Origin of the sequence: Gelidibacter sp. (assembly GCF_035515035.1) — a bacterium.
Classification (GTDB): domain Bacteria; phylum Bacteroidota; class Bacteroidia; order Flavobacteriales; family Flavobacteriaceae; genus Gelidibacter.
In genome coordinates this window covers 36,426-53,197 of sequence record NZ_DATJCA010000168.1, presented here as the reverse complement: position 1 = coordinate 53,197, position 16,772 = coordinate 36,426, and the positions used below count along the sequence as shown (strand labels likewise).

The window sequence follows — 16,772 nt, the reverse complement described above, 5'->3', positions numbered from 1 at the left end:
ATCCAATCAAAACGTTTGGTTTCATTATAAGGATGTTTGATGTCGTCAACAAACCAATGCTTACTTTCTGCGGAGGTAGTATAGCCTGTTCTGGCTTGTTTCTCCTGTCTTTTTTTATCTTCTACGGTTGTCGCACCACGCAACTCCAAATCCCAAGGATCATCGTGCATTGTAGGATAATCGCCATGTTTCACCATTCGTCCTCTTTCAAGTACTAAAGTTTTTAAGCCATTTTCGCATAATTCTTTGGCCGCCCAACCTCCGCTAATTCCCGTTCCAATAACTATAGCGTCATAATGCTCATTTATCATAGTGTGTTTTTATTTTCAATCTATTACAGCCTACTAAAATAGGGAAATAGTCTGTTGCTGAATATGAATAAAGGCTAAACTTAATCAAATTAGTAAAATTCTGACGAAACTTTAGTAAATTCATCTTTCTTTATTTTTCAACATGAAACTACTTAAACCAAAATCACTATGACCACTAAATATTTTATTCCTTTATGTTTATTTTTTCTTGTTACAACGGTTTTTGTTGGATGTAAAGAAAGTCCATCTAAGCCAGACACAACACAAATGTCGACTGACGAAAAGGATCGATTTTTTAAGTTATCATTGGCACAATGGTCTTTACACAGGGCTATTGGAAACGATAAATTAGACCCGTTGGATTTTGCGGAAAAAGCCAAGGAAATGGGTTTTGAAGGAATTGAATACGTATCTGGGCTCTATACTAAAAAATTGGAATCCATGGGAATGGAAGCGCTTTTGGAGGTGTTAAAAGCGAAAAGCGAAGAACACGGTGTTGAGAATGTCCTGATAATGATTGATGGTGAAGGTGATTTGGCAGCAGCCGATGAAAAGGAAAGAAATCAAGCCGTTGAAAATCACAAAAAATGGGTAGATGCTGCAGATTTCTTAGGCTGCCATTCCATTAGGGTCAATTTATTTGGGTCTGATAATGAAGAGGATTGGATTGCAAATGCCACTGTCGGTTTAAAGCAATTAGCTGAATATGGTCAATCTAAAGGAATCAATGTAATCGTAGAAAATCATGGTGGTTTTTCTTCCAATGCAGCGCTTTTAACTCGTGTCATAAAGAATGTCAACATGGACAATTGTGGTACGTTACCTGACTTTGGTAATTTTTGTATGAAACGAGATAGTGGTGAAAATTGGGGTGAAAATTGTATTGAAGAGTACGATAAATATAAAGGGACTGAAGAAATGATGCCTTTTGCTAAAGGCGTTAGTGCCAAATCTTATGATTTTGATGATGAAGGGAATGAAACCACACTTGACTATCCTCGTTTTTTGAAGATTGTAAAAGACGCTGGATACACAGGTTATGTGGGGGTGGAATTTGAAGGAAGCAACGTCAGTGAAGAAAAAGGTATTGAATTAACCAGAGATCTATTGATTAAAATAGGAAGGGAACTTTCTAAATAAACATAATTTAACTCCTCTTAATTGTGACAAAACATGAGTAAAACTAATAAGGACCGTACTACAATTTCAAGACGGAAGTTTGTAGGCATGTCAATGGCTGCCACGGCGGCTTTTACGATAGTGCCTTCTTTTGCGGTAAGTGGTTTGGGCCATGTCGCACCGAGTGACAAACTTAACATCGCCGGAATTGGCGTTGGCGGGATGGGTCTCGCTAACCTTAAAAATTTATCGTCTCAAAATATCGTAGCCATTTGTGATGTGGATTGGAAATATGCGGCAGGTGCAGCGGCGGCATTTCCGAACGCTAAAAAATATTGGGATTGGCGTAAAATGTTTGACGAAATGGGCAATGATATTGATGCTGTTGTGATTGCAACAGCTGACCATACCCACGCTATTATTGCGGCACATGCCGTGACTATGGGGAAACATGTCTTTCTCCAAAAACCTTTGACCCACTCGGTTTATGAGTCTCGATTATTGACGAAATTGGCAGAAAAACATAAAGTGGCAACACAAATGGGCAATCAAGGTGCTTCTGGAGAAGGTGTTGCAAAAACTTGTGAAATACTCTGGAGCGGTGCTATTGGGGATGTAACAAGAGTGGAATCCTTTACGGATCGTCCGATTTGGCCACAGGGATTAAATACGCCTGAAAGAGGCGATTGGGTTCCAGACACCTTAGACTGGGATTTGTTTACAGGTCCTGCCAAGATGAGACCTTATAATGAAGTGTATCATCCATGGAACTGGCGTGGGTGGTGGGATTATGGTACAGGTTCCTTAGGCGATATGGCATGTCATGTTTTACATCCTGTATTTGAAGGGCTTCAATTAGGGTATCCTAACAAAGTGCAAGCGACTTCGTCCTTGTTGTTGAATGATTCCGCTCCGGTATCTCAGGCCGTAAAACTGTCCTTTCCTTCAAGAGGGAGAAAAGGGAAAATAAAATTGGATGCGGTAGATGTGCATTGGTATGATGGAGGGATCCAATCGATGTTGCCAGATAATTGGCCTGCAGGAAAAAATCCAAATAAATCTGGTGGAGGAACATTTTTCTATGGCACAAAAGACATACTCCATGCGGGATGTTATGGCATTGAACCTGAATTAATATCGGGAAAAACTATCCATGTGCCTAAAACAGAAAGGAGGGTTGAAGAAGAACTTGGTTTGTCATGGAAAAGCGGGGCGCACGAAATGGATTGGGTGCGGGCTTGTAAAGAAAATCCAGAAAGCAGAAAACCTACAATTTCCGATTTCGCCAAGGCTGGACCTTTTAATGAAATGGTCGTTATGGGTGTACTTGCTGTTAGACTTCAGGCATTAAATAAGATTTTGGAATGGGATGGTGCGAATATGAAGTTCACGAACATTGGCGCCAACGAAGAAATTAGAACGGTTATTAAAGATGGTTTTAAGATTCATGATGGGCATCCAACATTTAATAAAGATTGGACGGAGCCTATGAATGCCCTTGCATATTCTGAAGAACTTATAAAACATACCTATCGGGAGGGTTGGACTTTACCGGACATGCCTTCTTAATTTATAGGATTTGAATAAATAAAATATAAATCTAAAATAGTAAACCAATGAAAAAATTAAGTGTGATTGTAATTTTTAGCTTAGTGCTCATGCCTTTCTTATTGAGTTGTAAAGAAAATGCCAAAGAAACCACCGAAACAGAAACTGAAACCATGAATAAAACTATTGAAAGTGATGAGGGTGATGATTGGATTGTTCTTTTTGATGGTACCTCTTCAGAAGGGTGGCGAGGGTATAAAAAGGACCACTTTCCTGAGGCTTGGAAAATTGTTGACGGAACCATCCATTGTATAGGATCGGGTCGAGGTGAAGCTGGGCATAAAGATGGCGGCGATATCATTTATGATAAAAAGTTTAAAAATTTCACTTTGAGCTTAGAGTGGAAAATCTCTGAAGGAGGTAATTCCGGCATCTTTTATCTTGGCCAGGAAGATTTAGATTATATCTGGAAAACTGCCCCTGAAATGCAGGTATTGGATAATGACAAGCATCCTGATGCCAAATTAGGAAAAGATGGTAACAGACAGGCAGGATCATTATACGATTTGATTCCAGCCAAACCACAAAATGCAAAACCAGTAGGTGAGTGGAACCAAGTGGAAATTACGGTTTATAATGGGACTGTGGTTCATAAACAAAATGGTGTCAATGTTGTGGAGTATCACTTGTGGACGCCAGAATGGAACGAATTGGTGGCAGGAAGTAAATTTCCAAGCCTTAATGAAGACTGGGCTGATGTAGCCAATGAAGGCTATATCGGATTACAAGATCATGGCGACGACGTTTGGTTCAGAAATATTAAAATAAAAGAATTGTAGACTAAGGTGAGTTGAAACCCCAAACTCAACGTACTGAAATTCCTCGTGCCCCTGAATCGATTTGATTGGCAACACCATGGTGTGTAGTCAGATATAGGATTCTAACGTACAAGGAATTTCTTTATAAATGAAGTTGAATTTCGTAGTAATAGATTAAAATACACTGTAAAACATGAGAAAATTAAGAATGGGAATGATTGGAGGAGGTATCGGCTCTTTTATTGGTGATGTACACAGGAAAGCATCCGGTCTTGATGGAATGATTGAATTGGTCTGTGGCGCTTTTAGCAGCACTGCGGAAAAATCAAAAGCATCAGGTAAAGCTTTGCTACTTCCTGAAGAGCGATGCTATGGTAGTTTTCAAGAAATGATTCTTAAGGAAAAGGAATTGCCGGACGACATCCGCATGGATTTCGTAAGCATTGTCACGCCAAATCACATGCATTTTGCTCCGGCAAAATTAGCCTTAGAAAATGGGTTTCATGTAGTGTGCGATAAACCGCTAACCTTAACTGTAGAGGAAGCTAAAGTTTTGGAAAAGCTGGTAAAATCTACTGGATTACATTTTGCATTGACCCATAATTATCCGGGTAGTCCAATGGTGAAACAAGCCAAAGCCATGATCGAAAATGGTGATCTTGGCAAGATCAGAAAAGTACAAGTTCATTATTTGCAAGGATGGATGGCAACTGCCGTTGAAGACTCAGGCAATAAACAAGCCTCCTGGCGCGTAGACCCGTCAAAATCTGGTGTTGGCGGTGCGCTTGGGGATATCGGAACCCATGCCCATAATTTAATAGAGTACGTTACTGGATTAAAAGTTAAGGAGCTGGCGGCTGATTTAGGTAAATTTGGTAAGGGTCGCGTCTTGGACGACGATGGCAATATCTTACTGCGCTTAGAGAATGGCGCCAAAGGGACGATGTCTTTTTCTCAAATTGCCGTGGGAGAAGAGAATAATTTCTCGATTAGAGTTTATGGTGAAAAAGGCAGTTTGGAATGGCATCAGGAATCTCCAAATGAACTGATCACACGATGGATAGACCGGCCAAAAGTGGTTTATACGCCTAACGGTCATGAGCTTTATCCGCTTGCTTTAGCTGCTTCTCGCATTCCTGCTGGGCATCCTGAAGGCTATTTGGAAGCGTTTGCCAATGTTTATAAAAACTTTGCCACGCATATTAACGCAACTCTAACTGATACAAAAATAGAGATGCCGGACTATCCTACAGTGTCCGACGGCATTAGAGGCGTACAGTTTATTCATGCCGCTGTTGAAAGTGATAAACAAAATGCGGCTTGGGTAAATCTGAGTTGATTTTTATGAAGAAAGTGATTGCAGTCGAAGTCAGCGAAAGTAATAAATGATTATTGTTTAGCCAATGTATATTTATCCCCATTGGGATTAGTCATTATTAGTGAATTTTTACTTATACGAAAAGTCCACTTATCATTTAAAATCAATGACCAATCAAACTCGGCTGTCCAAGGGCACTCATTAACAAAGCTTATTGTATTTTCGGAAATTGAGTAAGCTCCTTTGCAAATTGCTGGAAATTTTTCGATGTCACTCTGTCCGTTAAATGATCCGTTATTAAAATGCAATTCCACCTTAGAAGTATTTTCATTACGCTCAAAAATCCCGATATATTCTCCATCTATTTCAGATTGGAAACTATCATCATCATTTTTACAGGAAAAAACAATTATTAAAAGTCCAACGAGAATTAAGATTTTAGCATTCATAGTGGTGTTTTTATTAAGACGTGGTTTTTATGAAAGGTTGCGTCAAGTAAATTAAAACTTCAAAATAAAATGACACTCAAGTACTTCTATACCCTTTATTTGTATATTATAATTGTTGTTGATTTACAGATGGCTATAAGACTTTGTTTAAATAATTATTTACCCTAAAATTTTTCTCTTCACCGCTCTGCCAATAAACCGAACTTTGTCGCTCAACGGGAAATTCCCTAACACGCTCTTTACAACACCCTGTGTAAATCGGGTCCGTTTCTTATAATCGATAAGGACGTCCACTAAAACTGTTTTGTTTGATTGAGCGGCTTTAAGAGCTTCACTAATAACGGAGTCAATCTGCGTATCATCTTCAATAAGTAAATAATTAGCGCCAACAGCATGTGCAATGCCGTCAATATTGAAATCGCCCAAGACTGTGGCTGTTTTTCTATTATAAGGAATTTCCTGACCTTGGGATATTTGGGATAGTTCTCCATCATGAAAAACGAAAATTACAACCCCCAATCCATTTCGTTTTGCGGTCAATAACTCCAGTCCAGTCATCAAAAAAGCGCCATCACCAACAATTCCGACCACTTGTTTATTAGGATTGGCAAATTTAGCGCCAATGGCTGCAGGAACACAATAGCCCATGCAATTGAAATCGGTTGGGCTAATCAAATGTTTACTTTTGAGATTTTGAAATAACTCCACCGTCAAAAAGGTGTGGTTGCCATCATCTAAAACAGTTATGGCGTCATCGTCGAGATGCTGTCTTAAACTCTTGAAAAAATGATAAGGATTGACCCGGTCGAATTTAAAATCAGACCATTCCTTATAATAAGCCTGTCTGTCTTTTGCTATGGAATTAATTAAATCAGGATTGGATTTTGCGACATTCTTGTTGATGAGTTCTGCCAACAAACTGTCCAAAACCATTTTAGCATCGCCTTGAATAGCCAATTTGCTCTTATAATTCTTATCGAACACGTTTTTATCGATATCGATATGGATCAGATTTTCAGGGACTTTGGCACCAAAACTGCCTGTCGGTATTTCTGCAAATCGAGTGCCTACCGCAATTAAGCAATCCACATCCTTAAAAGCATTCTCTGATGCTGGTACAGAGGCTGGGCCAAAGCCCATTCCCGTAAATAAAGCATGATCGCCGGGAAAAACGCTAAATCCTTGTAATGTTGTGGATACCGGAGCATTTAATCTTTCAGCAATTTGAATGCTTGTTGCCGTTGCCTCTTTCGCGCCCCATCCCAAAAAGAGGCCAACTTTTTTAGATTCAGAAATGATCTTAATGGCTTCATCCAATTGAGCGGTGGTGACGGTTGGTTTAAGTTCGGGTTTTTTATACGATAGAATCTCGGAAACTTCACCTTTGAACATTTGAATGTTTGTGGGTATTTCGATAAAAACAGGACCAGGATTTCCGGAAATGGCGATGGAATAGGCTTCAAAAACACTGGCCATAATGTCTTCATGCTTTTTTATATGATAGGTTTTTTTGGTGATGCCGCACAATACCGAATGCATATCCCATTCATGAAGTTGATAACTTTTATCCACATCAGTACGAATGCCACCGGAGATGATAAGCATAGGAATCCCGTCTAAAAACGCTTCACCAATCCCGCTTAAAGCATGTGTCACTCCAGCGGCTGGTACAATCACCATGGTGCCGATAGTCTCTGAAGTTCTACTGACCGCATCGGCCATAAAAGCACCTCCTCCTTCATGAGTGACCAGAATAGGTTTGATTTTTGAGGATTTGTTCAGCTCATCATAAATTTCTGTATTGTGCACCCCTGGAATCCCAAAGGTATGCGATATCGGTAATTGCTCTAAAGCTTTGACAAGTAACCATGCGCCAGTTTTCTTCATAATAAATGTTCATTTTAAAGTTTTATTTCTGCTATATGTGCTCCGGCAACTCTGCCTGTTAAGATACATGATCCTAAAAATGTGCCTTCCAACGATCTGGACCCATGAATGCCTCCGCCGCCAAATCCGGCAGATTCACCTACGGCGTACAAGCCCGAGATTATTTCACCATCCTTATCAATCACTTGCGAGTTGAGGTTTGTGGGAATACCACCCAAGCTTTTTCTGCTTAATATATACTGTTTTACGGCAATCAATGGGCCTGCTTTTGGGTCTAAAATCTTTTGAAATTTTGAAGTTCTAATTTTATCGCCTCTGTACAATCTAAAATTCACCAATCGGCGCAACTGCTCATCGTTAAAATACTTTTTGCCTCGGTCAATTTCGTCGTCATAGGCTTTCAAATCCTTTTTAAGAATTTCCAAATCCACAAGGTTGTTTTGGTCTTGCTGATTCATTTTTTTCACCAACTCGGAAAGTGTATCCGCAACAATAAAGTGATCAGACTCTTCAATCAATCTGTTTACCAAAGCTTTATTCCCGAAGAGAACATCTTTTATCAATCGCAATTTATCCCGGTTTCTAAAAGCAGTCATATATTCAGAACCCGAAACAGCCAATTCTTTAATGGCAATTTTCCAATTCATAATGCTCCACGAATACTGATCTTTCGTCTTTAAGATGTGTTCAACAAAATACGACGTATCTGTATAAGCAACAAGAGGTGGCGTAAACCTTTTTCCAGTGGCATCCACCCAAATGGCCGATCGGGGCGGCACTAAACTTAAGCCATCCTTAAATTTTCCTTTCTCCGGGTTAGGTGTTGGAATTCCGGCAGCATAATGCCATTGTTTATTGAGGTGCGTTGATGGAATCCCTTTTGTTGCTAAATCCAAATGTATGGCTCCATCCGCATATTTATGGGAGCCGTTTAATAAACTATCTGGTGGAGTACTGAAATTGGGATGCCAATGGTTTTTTACCAATTTTAAATCGCCGCCCATTATCCCACCAGATGCGATGATGATATTTTCTGAGGTTATGCTGAATTTTTCATTTGTCAACTCGTTCAAAACTTCAATACCTATAGCTTTTTTATTTTCGATGATAATGGATTGAACTTTATGTCGAAATTTTATTTCAAGATTTTGGTTTTTGGGGTGGTTCAATAAATAATCGGTTACTTTATGCGAAAGATCATAACCCGTTCCCCACGTAATATGCCATCTCGGCACCGAATTTCCTTTGATATCCATGCCGCGTTCTGGCCAATTGACCACAGGAAGGAAGTCCACATTTTTAGATACCAACCAATTGTAAATGATAGATATGGAATGCTCTGAGTAAAATTTGGCCCATTGTGCACCTAAACTTTCTGTCTCGGTAAATGCGCCATAACGCATCCAGTCCTCGTAAAGTAATTGGGGGGAATCTTTAATCCCCGCTTTCCTTTGCTGAGGTGTACCTGAAAATAAAATGCCGCCAAAAGATTTTTTTGCCAATCCACCAAAGTGTTCCTCAATATCCCGCTCAAAAATGAGCACTTTTTTATGGTTATCCAGAAGCTCAATGGCGGTAGATATTCCAGCCAACCCTCCACCAACGATGATATTATCATATTTTAAGTCCTTCATGAATTATAATGTAACATCTTCAAAAATTATTTTCATTAATAAAGTCATTGACAAGTTGGCGCCACATTTAGAGATACTGGTCGGTTTTAAAAAGACCCAATCGTTACTTTTTCTATAAAAATGTAAATGCACGGTGTTTGAGAAGTTTTTCAATGGTTAGCGGTGGTTGATAGAATGATAATAGTCAGTCACTAAACTAAGCATTTTTTGGATTAGCTAGGTGTCCTAATTGGATTAAAATCGTTTGTTTTTATTATCATTTAGAAATAAGTAATAGGATGAATGTTATTTTTATGGGAATATGTCAATCTGAACGTCGGTAAGATTCCTGAACGGATGTTTGACCGATTGTTTAAATTTGCCAGCGCAAATTTGGTAAGAATTGAAAACCATCCATTAATCCATTTATTATTTAAATTATGAATGCTCAACTAAAAGGTGTTTTATATGTTGCCATTGGCGCAACCAGCTACGGGGTTTTGGCAACTTTCGTAAAATATGCCAATAATCAGGGCATTGGTACCGCTGGTCTTGCTTTTTCCCAATACTTGTTTGGAGCTTTTATGTTGAGTGTGTTGGTGTTTTTATTTTCGAGAAGATCGGGAGCCCCTCAACCAGAAGGCCGGTCATTTCATCCCAAAATTCAATTAATGCTGTTTGGAGGTTTTTCTGGACTAACCAGTAGTTTTTACTACTTATCCATTCAATATGTGCCGGTATCCGTCGGGATTATATTGCTGATGCAGACCATTTGGATGGGGGTGGTATTGGAATTCTTTACCGCCCGTGCACTGGTCAATAGAACAAAAATACTTGGTGCGATTGTGGCTATTATAGGAACGTTGTTTGCTGCAAAAATTTTTGAGACGGACCTCGATTTTAATCCGAAGGGCATTGGCTTTGGTCTGTTGGCGGCTCTATCATTTACTGGAATGATGTACGGCACGAGTCGCATCGGTCTGCAGTTGTCTAATCTTGTAAGGAGCCAATATCTGGTGTATGGAGGGCTCATTGTCATTGTGATATTTTGGAATGTTCAAATTCTGCAAGAATTTAATTGGACCATTTTGATAACCTGGGGCGTTTTTTTGGGCTGTTTCGGCACTATTCTGCCACCACTTTTGTTCAACAAAGGATTTCCAATAATAGGAACAGGTCTGGGAAGTATTATTGCTGCTCTAGAAATACCGATTTCTGTTTTTAGTGCGTATTGGGTCTTAAATGAGGAGATTAGCAACTTACAATGGTTGGGCATTGTAATAATTTTGTTTGCAGTGCTAATGATCAATTTTCGAAAAAAATGATAAGTCGATAAAAGAATGATTATCAGATGTTTTAAAGTAATAATTGCATTGAGAAACTATTCATGGAAAGGATCGTTTATTTCTTGTTTGTAATAAGTCTAAATAAGATTACCTTTGCAAATCAAATCAAAACACGAAACATAATGAGTAATTTCCTAAAACTCGGATTTATAATGTGCCTGATGACTTTAATCGTGGCATGTGGTGATTCTTCAACAAAAACACAAGAGGTCAATGTCTATACTCATAGACATTATAAGGCCGATGATGAACTTTTTAACAAATTTACAGAAGAGACTGGTATTAAGGTCAACATCGTAAATGCCAGTGCCGACGAATTGATTCAACGTCTTGAAACCGAAGGAGAAAATTCCAATGCGGACATTCTTATTACTGTTGATGCAGGACGACTTTATCGCGCACAATCAAAAGATTTATTACAGCCGGTTCGATCTGAAATACTCGAAGCCAACATCGCACCGGAGTTTCGGGAAAAACAAGGTTATTGGTACGGGATGACTTACCGCGCTAGGATTATTGCTTATGCAAAAGATAGGGTGAATCCGGAAGACATTAAAACCTATGAAGATTTGGCAGATCCAAAGTGGAAAGGTAAAATTGTCATCCGTTCTTCGGAAAATGTTTATAACCAATCGTTATTGGCTTCCATAATCTTGGCCGATGGCGAAGAAAAAGCCAAGGAATGGGCAGAAGGTGTTGTAGCTAATATGGCTAGAAACCCAAAAGGCAGTGATCGTGATCAAGTCAAGGCCGTAGCTTCTGGCGAAGGTGATATTGCCGTAGTCAACACCTATTATATTGGATTGATGCTCAACGATGAGAATGTAGAAGAGCGCAAAGCAGGCGAGAGTGTGGGAATTATTTTTCCCAACCAGGATGGAAGAGGCACGCATGTCAATGTTAGTGGCATTGGTGTGACCAAGCATGCGCCAAATAAGGATAACGCCATTAAACTAATGGAATTTCTTTCAGGAGAAGAAGCACAGCAAGTCTTGGCCAACATAAACTATGAATACCCAATCAACCCAAAAGCGACCAAAGCATCGATTTTAAAAAGTTGGGGAGATTTTAAAGCAGATTCTGTTGAGCTTTATAAGCTTGGAGAAAATAATAGTAAGGCCGTTATGATTTTTGATCAGGCTGGTTGGAAATAAAAGTTATAATAAATTTTTGATCTTGATATAGGAGGTCAAATCATTGATTAGCACAGATAAATGGCAAAAAAAACCACCTACTGGTGGAATAAGTGGACAGGCGGGGCAATTGTAATACTACTTTTGGTATTAACTCCCGTCTTTACTATTGTGATCAAGCTTTTCGATAAACCTGGAGAGCATTGGGACCATATTGCGTCCACATTATTGCCCTCTTATTTTGCCAATTCTTTTCTTTTGTTGCTCGGGGTTGGCATTTTTACCTTTCTTATTGGAGTGAGCATGGCGTGGTTGGTCTCAGTTTATGATTTTCCGGGCCGTAAGTATTTTGAGTGGCTATTAATTCTGCCGCTCGCGTTTCCATCGTATATGATGGCTTACAGTTATGTGGGTATTTTGGAATATACCGGACCGGTTCAGGCATTTTTACGCAACAATTTTGACATCCAATTTAAAGGCGCCATTGTCGATATCATGAATATGCCAGGAGCTATTTTCATACTTTCCATAAGCTTGTTTCCTTATGTATATGTCATTTGCAGAGCATCTTTTACAAGACAATCCAGCGCCATGCAGGAAGCCGCATTTCTCTTGGGCAGTAATAGGATGCGTATGTTTACGAAGATTGCATTACCTATGGCAAGACCCGCAGTTGCAGGCGGAATTGCACTAGTGGGCATGGAAGTTCTAAATGATTACGGCACGGTAAAATATTTTGGAGTGGATACGTTTACTTCCGGAATATTTAGAGCCTGGTTTTCTTTTGGCGATATTAATACGGCAATTTACCTTTCCGCAATCTTGACGGTGATTGTTTTGGTGTTGATCTGGTTGGAGAATATCCAAAGAGGGAGTAGAAATTGGAATGCTGGAAGTGGGAGTAATAAGCCAGCACTTCGAATCAGGCCAAAGTACAAAACAACAAGAAGGTTGTATACGGCGCTTTGCCTAACGGTTTTGTCAATCAGTTTTATTTTTCCGCTATTGCAACTGTTTTATTGGGTTTCCCTGACTTGGCGGCATGTTGTGGATTCAGAATTTGGAATCTTGATTTTTAGAAGTTTTTCTTTAGCGATAGGCTCTGCAGTCGCCATTGCCGTGATCTCTATATTTCTGTTGTATGCTATTCGCCTAAGTCCGTTGAAATGGACCAAACATGTTGCTAGAACAGCGTCGTTGGGTTATGCCATACCTGGTGCGGTTATTGCAGTAGGAGTGATGATTCCGATGATGGGCCTCGATCGTAAAATCAATTGGGCGCTTTCCAGTAATATAGGGATGATTTTGTCAGGAACATTGTTTATCTTAGTAGTGGCGTATATTGTTCGGTTTATGGCTGTAGGCTATAATGCTATTGACGCAGGATTTCAGAAAACAGGAGCCTCCGTAAATGAGGTGGCTCGATCCTTGGGCGCTTCGCCCTTAAGGACTTTATGGAAAATAGACTTACCTTTGATAAGGAACAGTATCGCGGGAGCAGTATTACTGGCCTTTGTAGATATTTTAAAGGAACTGCCACTGACCCTGATTTTGCGGCCATTTAACTTCCATACCCTGGCAACCAAAGCCTTTGATATGGCAACCAATGAGATGATAGCAGAATCGGCCAACGCTTCCCTGGTGGTAGTTTTAACTGGGGTGATACCAATTATAGTGTTGAATAATATGATCGGTAGAAAAAAATGACGAGTGAATAATGTAGGTCAATAGCTTTTGAATTCAATTGGTAAGAAACAAGAGGTCTTAACATAACGGAAAAGCAGAAAAAACGAATGAACATGGCGATTATTGAATTAAATAATATTAGTAAACGATATCGGAACGCCGACACCAATGCGGTGGATGGGGTGTCTTTTTCATTAGAAAAAGGTGAGATATTGGCGCTTGTCGGCGAAAGTGGTTCAGGGAAAACCACTTTGCTGCGCTTAATTGCAGGATTGGAACATCCAAATTCCGGAACTATTGAATTGGGTGGTGAAGTGATCGTGAGCGGACGAAAATCCTTGCCCACCAATAAACGGAGAACCGGAATGGTTTTTCAAGATTATGCTTTGTTTCCACATCTGACCATTTTTGAGAATGTTGCCTTTGGATTAAAAGGACTTAATAAAAAAGAAACTGAAAAACGTGTTCATGAAACTATTAAACTTACGGGATTAAAAGAAGACGTCAAAAAATACCCACATCAACTTTCAGGAGGGCAACAGCAGCGTGTGGCATTGGCAAGAGCCCTTGCGCCTCGGCCAGAATTGCTATTAATGGATGAGCCCTTCAGTAATTTGGATACCATTCTTCGTGATCAAGTGCGGGAGGAGGTAAGACAGATCATCAAAGCTATGGGGATTACTGCCATTTTGGTGACACATGATACCAAGGATGCTTTTTCTACGGCAGATAAAATTGCCGTCATGCTTAATGGGAAATTATTACAGCTCGATACTCCTGATAACCTATACAACAATCCAAATTCTTCTTATGTTGCTGAGCTTTTTGGAAAATCGAACAATGTTGTGGCTACGGTGGCACCAGGCGGATTTAAAACACCGTTCGGATTTGTGAGAGGCCCTAAAGATTGTCCGTTATCCGTAAATCGCGATAAGGTAAATCTCTTTTTCAGAGCTGAGGAAACCGATTTTTGTAATGCCGAAGAGCCACATCTCTGTGGGATGGTGGAACAATGCATGTACCTAGGCGATCACATGCAGTTAAAAGTGTGCTGCAACCGATGTACCAGTTGTATGAAGGATTGTAAGGGAGAAGTCATGAATGACAATCAGACTATCTTGTTGAAATCTGCAGTTCAAACTTGGAAACCAGGCGATATTGTAAGGTTTAAACTCAAAAATTTCAAAGTCAAAGAAACTGATTCTGAATAGGAATACTGATTTCAGATGGTGGTGAACATGACTAGAAAGTGAACTCTTCCTTGGTGCTTGTGGTTATTCTTTAAATTACCGTGTTGGGACTAAAAATATTCAAAAGTAAAAAAAATCGAAAAAGTTAAATCACCTCCTTAAGTGATTACGTTTGAATAAATTTAAGTTTGAACCTTCCTTTATCTTGCAAGATCATGAAGCTGTCTTATAGCATCTATTTTGTAATATCAAGTGTCAGTGAAAATTGAGAATCTTGTTAAATTAACATCCGTTTACTCCATAATTTTAATTTCTTAGAATGGCTTACGGACATTCAGAACTACACACCACAAGAATTTCATCTCTTTACAAAACCTTTAGAGCGGCAATGTTCCTTTTAGGTATCGGTGCTTACCGTCTGTAATCCAATTACCGAAATGACCAAAGTGCTAATAAAGAACAGGCGCCAAAACGTCACAGGTTCCTTGAACAGCAAAATACCTGCAATGACTGTGCCTACAGCTCCAATGGCGCCCCATACGGCATAAGCCGTGCCAACAGGGATGGGGTTCTCACCGCCCATGGCCTTGAATAACAGAAACATGCTTATGCCTACGCACACGATAAAAGAAAGTAACCACAGCCACATCTCCTTACCAGAAGTGTGTTGTGCCTTTCCTAAGCTTACGGCAAATCCGGTCTCGAATATGCCGCCAATGATTAATATGATCCAGTTGATGTTCATGTCAGTTTTAATTTATTATAGATGATTTGGTGAATGTTATTTCTAAAAATACAATTGTTCAATTTAACATACTAATAATAGTTCTATTTTTTATAGAACGTCTTTCTGCCATAGCCAAATTTATGTTATTCGAAACAGATGTTATGATCTCAAAGCGTTTTATTTCCACCTGTGGTTTAATACCTCAAAGCTTACCTCAATCAAAAAGACAATTTCTTATACATACTTCGTGAGCTTGCCGCCCGTGCCGGTAGGACGGGCCGCAAGGTTCTTGATTTAGAGGATGATCTTTTATTTGTAATTCCACAATTGATTTGCTATAAGGGTTAATGGATAGGCACAGTCATATTTAACATGACCTTAGATGAAAATCGGGTTTGAATTTCATAACTTAGCAATAAAAACTAATGAAAAACATTCTAGTTGTTCTAACTTTCTTTTTCACAATTAATTTAATCTCGCAAACTACTATAGCCATGCAAAATAATTCCATTCATAAGTTTAAGGTTGAATCGCTTTCTGGCGGTGAAATCGATTTTTCCAACTTCAAAGGAAAAAAGATACTGATCGTGAATACTGCTTCAAAATGTGGCTATACCCCACAATATGAGGGCTTGGAGAACTTATATAATGAGCATAAGGACAACTTGGTGATTGTAGGATTTCCTGCCAATAATTTTGGAGCTCAGGAACCTGGGAGCAATGATGAGATTTCAACGTTTTGCGAACAGAATTATGGGGTGACTTTCCCGATGGCCGCTAAGGTATCGGTAAAAGGACAGGATATGGCTCCCATTTTTGCGTGGCTGACTTCTAAGTCGGAAAATGGTGTTATGGATGTGGATGTGAAATGGAATTTCACCAAATTCCTCCTTGACGAAAATGGCCAACTCATCACTTTTTTTGAAAGCAAAATTAAGCCACAAGACGGAGAGATTTTGGCAGTGCTGGAAAGATGATATTTAAATGGTTTATTCTTTAAAAGAGTGAACAACCCATTCATCATTAATATAAATTTCACAACCTGTACAAATATTTTATATCTTTGCCACCATATGAAATCATTTTTCCATAAAATGTTATCGGTTACCCTAGCGACTTTAGTATTATTTACTACAATGTCGTTCACTGTGGATATGCATTATTGTGGAGATGCTTTAGTTGATTTTTCTTTGTTCGATAACGTAAAGACTTGCGGGATGGAGAAACAACTACCAACTAAAGCTTGTGGTACTGAACTTACAGAAAAAACATGTTGTTCAGAACTACAGATTGTCATGGAAGGTCAAGATGATCTGAAATTAACATTTGACACTTTAAACTTAGAGCAACAAGTTTTTGTTGCCTCCTTCTTCTATTCGTATATCAATCTTTTTGAAGGATTGGATGAAAACATCATTCCTTTCAAACATTACAATCCCCCCTTTCTCATACGGGATATACAAAAGCTACACGAGACTTATTTAATTTGATTTTAAACAGTTCCGATCCGATACTTATCGGAACGGAAAATTAGCCCTTTGGTGACCATCCAATTGGGCTCATTTTGTTGATTTTAATTTTCTGATTTTATCAGGGTTTTATTCAATGTTTAACTGTTTAACAATCC

14 protein-coding genes and 1 pseudogene are annotated in these 16,772 nt (G+C 39.2%); 10 read left to right on the top strand and 5 right to left on the bottom strand.

The annotated features are described in order from the left end of the window. Positions 1–311: pseudogene (locus tag VLZ86_RS14355) on the bottom strand (GMC family oxidoreductase); the annotation flags it as partial. A 267-nt stretch (positions 312–578) separates the two neighbouring features. Between VLZ86_RS14355 and VLZ86_RS14350 the strand changes: the two are divergent. The 4 genes from VLZ86_RS14350 (at position 579) to VLZ86_RS14335 (ending at position 5,135) form a co-directional block, all read left to right on the top strand. Beyond that, a complete protein-coding gene (locus tag VLZ86_RS14350; RefSeq protein ID WP_325452535.1) occupies positions 579–1,451 on the top strand; it encodes a sugar phosphate isomerase/epimerase family protein in 873 nt (290 codons plus the stop codon). Between the two features lie 33 nt (positions 1,452–1,484). Beyond that, positions 1,485–2,999: a Gfo/Idh/MocA family protein gene (locus VLZ86_RS14345; RefSeq protein WP_325452533.1), complete on the top strand. Its 1,515-nt coding sequence runs from the start codon at positions 1,485–1,487 to the stop codon at positions 2,997–2,999. A 47-nt stretch (positions 3,000–3,046) separates the two neighbouring features. Then, on the top strand, positions 3,047–3,817 hold the full coding sequence (locus tag VLZ86_RS14340) for a DUF1080 domain-containing protein (RefSeq protein WP_325452532.1): 771 nt from the start codon (positions 3,047–3,049) through the stop codon (positions 3,815–3,817). 172 nt (positions 3,818–3,989) lie between these two features. Further along, the gene (locus tag VLZ86_RS14335; RefSeq protein ID WP_325452530.1) at positions 3,990–5,135 is read left to right on the top strand and encodes a Gfo/Idh/MocA family oxidoreductase; all 1,146 of its coding nucleotides are present in this window, start codon (positions 3,990–3,992) and stop codon (positions 5,133–5,135) included. A 50-nt stretch (positions 5,136–5,185) separates the two neighbouring features. Here VLZ86_RS14335 and VLZ86_RS14330 read toward each other — a convergent pair whose 3' ends face one another. From VLZ86_RS14330 to VLZ86_RS14320, 3 genes are all read right to left on the bottom strand, one after another. Further along, a complete protein-coding gene (locus VLZ86_RS14330) occupies positions 5,186–5,563 on the bottom strand; it encodes a hypothetical protein (RefSeq protein WP_325452528.1) in 378 nt (125 codons plus the stop codon). Between the two features lie 159 nt (positions 5,564–5,722). Further along, complete coding sequence (locus VLZ86_RS14325; RefSeq protein WP_325452526.1) at positions 5,723–7,450, bottom strand: thiamine pyrophosphate-binding protein; 1,728 nt, start codon at positions 7,448–7,450, stop codon at positions 5,723–5,725. A 14-nt stretch (positions 7,451–7,464) separates the two neighbouring features. Beyond that, on the bottom strand, positions 7,465–9,084 hold the full coding sequence (locus VLZ86_RS14320; RefSeq protein WP_325452525.1) for an FAD-binding protein: 1,620 nt from the start codon (positions 9,082–9,084) through the stop codon (positions 7,465–7,467). A gap of 419 nt (positions 9,085–9,503) precedes the next feature. On the opposite strand from VLZ86_RS14320, the gene VLZ86_RS14315 reads away from it, so the two are divergent. From VLZ86_RS14315 to VLZ86_RS14300, 4 genes are all read left to right on the top strand, one after another. Beyond that, entirely contained in the window at positions 9,504–10,388 is an 885-nt protein-coding gene (locus tag VLZ86_RS14315; protein ID WP_325452523.1) for a DMT family transporter, read from the top strand. A gap of 143 nt (positions 10,389–10,531) precedes the next feature. Then, positions 10,532–11,563 (top strand): Fe(3+) ABC transporter substrate-binding protein, encoded by a 1,032-nt coding sequence (locus VLZ86_RS14310; protein WP_325452521.1) that lies wholly within the window; start codon positions 10,532–10,534, stop codon positions 11,561–11,563. A gap of 60 nt (positions 11,564–11,623) precedes the next feature. After that, complete coding sequence (locus tag VLZ86_RS14305; protein WP_325452519.1) at positions 11,624–13,249, top strand: iron ABC transporter permease; 1,626 nt, start codon at positions 11,624–11,626, stop codon at positions 13,247–13,249. Between the two features lie 92 nt (positions 13,250–13,341). Continuing rightward, a complete protein-coding gene (locus VLZ86_RS14300) occupies positions 13,342–14,439 on the top strand; it encodes an ABC transporter ATP-binding protein (protein ID WP_325452516.1) in 1,098 nt (365 codons plus the stop codon). A gap of 376 nt (positions 14,440–14,815) precedes the next feature. On the opposite strand, the gene VLZ86_RS14295 is transcribed toward VLZ86_RS14300, so the two are convergent. Continuing rightward, positions 14,816–15,157, bottom strand: a complete 342-nt coding sequence (locus tag VLZ86_RS14295) for a multidrug efflux SMR transporter (RefSeq protein WP_325452539.1) — start codon at positions 15,155–15,157, stop codon at positions 14,816–14,818. Positions 15,158–15,570: 413 nt separating this feature from the next. Between VLZ86_RS14295 and VLZ86_RS14290 the strand changes: the two genes are divergently transcribed. Together VLZ86_RS14290 and VLZ86_RS14285 are read left to right on the top strand one after the other, a co-directional pair. Continuing rightward, complete coding sequence (locus tag VLZ86_RS14290) at positions 15,571–16,122, top strand: glutathione peroxidase (RefSeq protein WP_414652561.1); 552 nt, start codon at positions 15,571–15,573, stop codon at positions 16,120–16,122. Positions 16,123–16,218: 96 nt separating this feature from the next. After that, positions 16,219–16,635, top strand: coding sequence for an HYC_CC_PP family protein (locus VLZ86_RS14285; RefSeq protein ID WP_414652560.1), 417 nt, complete (start codon positions 16,219–16,221; stop codon positions 16,633–16,635). The last annotated feature ends 137 nt before the right edge of the window (positions 16,636–16,772 follow it).

Excerpts from the sequence above, each read along its gene's own strand:
- VLZ86_RS14350 (WP_325452535.1), top strand. The coding sequence starts at position 579 with ATGTCGACTGACGAAAAGGATCGATTTTTTAAGTTATCATTGGCACAA.
- VLZ86_RS14345 (WP_325452533.1), top strand. The coding sequence starts at position 1,485 with ATGAGTAAAACTAATAAGGACCGTACTACAATTTCAAGACGGAAGTTT.
- VLZ86_RS14340 (WP_325452532.1), top strand. The coding sequence starts at position 3,047 with ATGAAAAAATTAAGTGTGATTGTAATTTTTAGCTTAGTGCTCATGCCT.
- VLZ86_RS14335 (WP_325452530.1), top strand. The coding sequence starts at position 3,990 with ATGAGAAAATTAAGAATGGGAATGATTGGAGGAGGTATCGGCTCTTTT.
- VLZ86_RS14330 (WP_325452528.1), bottom strand. The coding sequence starts at position 5,563 with ATGAATGCTAAAATCTTAATTCTCGTTGGACTTTTAATAATTGTTTTT.
- VLZ86_RS14325 (WP_325452526.1), bottom strand. The coding sequence starts at position 7,450 with ATGAAGAAAACTGGCGCATGGTTACTTGTCAAAGCTTTAGAGCAATTA.
- VLZ86_RS14320 (WP_325452525.1), bottom strand. The coding sequence starts at position 9,084 with ATGAAGGACTTAAAATATGATAATATCATCGTTGGTGGAGGGTTGGCT.
- VLZ86_RS14315 (WP_325452523.1), top strand. The coding sequence starts at position 9,504 with ATGAATGCTCAACTAAAAGGTGTTTTATATGTTGCCATTGGCGCAACC.
- VLZ86_RS14310 (WP_325452521.1), top strand. The coding sequence starts at position 10,532 with ATGAGTAATTTCCTAAAACTCGGATTTATAATGTGCCTGATGACTTTA.
- VLZ86_RS14305 (WP_325452519.1), top strand. The coding sequence starts at position 11,624 with ATGGCAAAAAAAACCACCTACTGGTGGAATAAGTGGACAGGCGGGGCA.
- VLZ86_RS14300 (WP_325452516.1), top strand. The coding sequence starts at position 13,342 with ATGGCGATTATTGAATTAAATAATATTAGTAAACGATATCGGAACGCC.
- VLZ86_RS14290 (WP_414652561.1), top strand. The coding sequence starts at position 15,571 with ATGAAAAACATTCTAGTTGTTCTAACTTTCTTTTTCACAATTAATTTA.
- VLZ86_RS14285 (WP_414652560.1), top strand. The coding sequence starts at position 16,219 with ATGAAATCATTTTTCCATAAAATGTTATCGGTTACCCTAGCGACTTTA.